Origin of the sequence: Vibrio sp. 10N.222.46.A1 (assembly GCF_041473595.1) — a bacterium.
Taxonomy (GTDB): Bacteria; Pseudomonadota; Gammaproteobacteria; order Enterobacterales; family Vibrionaceae; genus Vibrio; species Vibrio tasmaniensis_A.
Genome location: NZ_JBFRSN010001122.1, coordinates 1 through 2,267 on the forward strand (window position 1 = coordinate 1; position 2,267 = coordinate 2,267).

Sequence of the window (2,267 nt, forward strand, 5' to 3'; positions counted from 1 at the left end):
CCGAACTGATGAAAGTGATTTACGGTGCCCTTCCAAGTGAACGCGGCGTCATCAACCTAGAAAACAAAACCATCAACCCGGTAAGCCCGAAAGATGGCTTGGCGAATGGCATTGCTTACATCTCTGAAGACCGTAAAGGCGATGGCTTAGTTCTAGGGCTTTCAGTGAAAGAGAATATGTCTTTATGTTCACTTGACCTACTGACAAAGAGCGGTCAAATCCAACATAAAGACGAAGTGATCGCCGTGGATGACTTCATCAAGCTCTTCAACATCAAAACCCCGACTCGCGAGCAAATCATTGGCAACCTTTCTGGTGGTAACCAACAGAAAGTGGCTATCGCTAAAGGCTTGATGACCAAACCAAAAGTACTGATTCTCGATGAACCAACGCGTGGTGTCGATGTCGGTGCTAAGAAAGAGATTTACCAACTCATTAATAAGTTTAAAGCCGACGGCATGAGCATTATTTTGGTCTCATCTGAAATGCCAGAAGTGTTAGGAATGAGTGACCGCATCATGGTGATGCATGAAGGCCGTGTAAGCGGTGAATTTGATGCTAAAGAAGCAAACCAAGAATTATTACTGGCGTGTGCGGTCGGTAAAAAGATCAACGAGGACGCAGCATGAGTACTAAAACCATGAGCAAAACAACTGAAACTGAAGCGCCAAAGAAAAAACCATTAATCAGCAAAGAGTGGCTGATTGATCAAAAGTCATTGATTGCTTTGATCTTCCTGATTGTTGTCGTTTCTTTCTTAAACCCGAACTTCTTTACTGTCGACAACATCCTGAACATTCTGCGCCAAACCTCGGTTAACGCGATTATCGCTGTGGGTATGACGTTGGTTATCTTAACCGCGGGTATCGACTTGAGTGTTGGTTCTGTACTGGCACTTTGTGGTGCGTTCGCAGCCAGCATGATTGGTATGGAAATCCCTGTCATGATCGCAGTACCAACCGCTCTAGTAGCTGGTGCAGCATTAGGTGCTATTAGCGGTGTGATTATCGCTAAGGGTAAAGTTCAAGCCTTCATCGCAACGCTTGTAACCATGACACTACTTCGCGGCGTAACCATGGTTTACACCGACGGTCGCCCTATCTCAACAGGCTTCACTGACACAGCAGACGCATTCGCTTGGTTCGGTACAGGCTACGCAATGGGCATCCCAGTTCCAGTATGGATCATGGTCGTGGTGTTCGCAGCAGTATGGTACCTATTAAACCACACACGTTTTGGTCGCTACGTTTACGCACTGGGTGGCAACGAATCAGCAACTCGCCTATCAGGCATCGACGTAGACAAAGTGAAAATCGGCGTTTACGCAATCTGTGGCCTGCTAGCTGCAGTGGCTGGCATCATCGTGGCCTCTCGCTTGTCATCTGCTCAACCTACCGCAGGTATGGGTTATGAGCTAGACGCCATCGCAGCCGTGGTTCTTGGCGGCACAAGCTTAGCGGGCGGTCGTGGTCGCATCATGGGTACATTGATTGGTGCACTGATAATCGGCTTCCTAAACAACGCCCTCAACCTATTAGACGTATCTTCTTACTACCAGATGATTGCAAAAGCAGTGGTTATTCTTCTGGCAGTATTGGTCGATAACAAAAACAAATAAGACTCTAGTTTGAGTCAATGCAACACCCTGCTTTATCTATAGAAAACCCATAGAAAAAGCACCTTTAATAAAAAGATCTATCAGTAACAAACCTATAAACATTAAATCTATAAATAATGTAACAACGAGCTAGGGTTATCCAACCTAGCTCACCCTACATAAAGGACTTACACCATGAAAAAATTAGCGACTCTTATTTCTGCTGCCCTTCTTTCTACAACAGTATCTGTGTCTGCACAGGCGCAAGATACAATGGCAATCGTTCTGTCTACATTGAATAACCCATTCTTTGTAACCATGAAAGATGGCGCAGAAGCGAAAGCTGAAGAGCTAGGCTACAAGCTTATCGTTCTTGATTCTCAAAACGACCCAAGCAAAGAGCTTTCGAACATTGAAGATCTAACCATTCGTGGTGTTAAGGCAATCCTGATTAACCCTACAGATTCAGATGCAGTATCTAACGCTATTCGTATTGCTAACCGTTCAAACATCCCTGTACTAACGCTAGACCGTGGCGCAAGCCGTGGTGACGTAGTGAGCCACATTGCTTCTGATAACGTAATCGGCGGCGAAATGGCAGGTCACTTCATCATGGAAAAAGTAGGCGAGAAAGCGAAAGTAATCCAACTTGAAGGTATTGCTGGTACTT

3 protein-coding genes are annotated in these 2,267 nt (G+C 45.4%); all 3 read left to right on the top strand.

All coding sequences use genetic code 11. The features are described 5' to 3' along the window. The coding region (locus AB4496_RS24390; protein ID WP_372132371.1) for an ATP-binding cassette domain-containing protein at positions 1–629 on the top strand (629 nt) is incomplete at its 5' end. Further along, positions 626–1,618, top strand: a complete 993-nt coding sequence (gene rbsC / locus AB4496_RS24395) for a ribose ABC transporter permease (RefSeq protein ID WP_009844905.1) — start codon at positions 626–628, stop codon at positions 1,616–1,618. The genes AB4496_RS24390 and rbsC, both read left to right, overlap by 4 nt. Before the next feature lie 174 nt (positions 1,619–1,792). Continuing rightward, positions 1,793–2,267 (top strand): substrate-binding domain-containing protein (locus tag AB4496_RS24400; protein ID WP_372132374.1); only part of this gene is annotated, 475 nt, incomplete at its 3' end.

What these genes read in the sequence shown, in the direction of transcription:
- rbsC (WP_009844905.1), top strand. Translation starts at nt 626, where the DNA reads ATGAGTACTAAAACCATGAGCAAAACAACTGAAACTGAAGCGCCAAAG.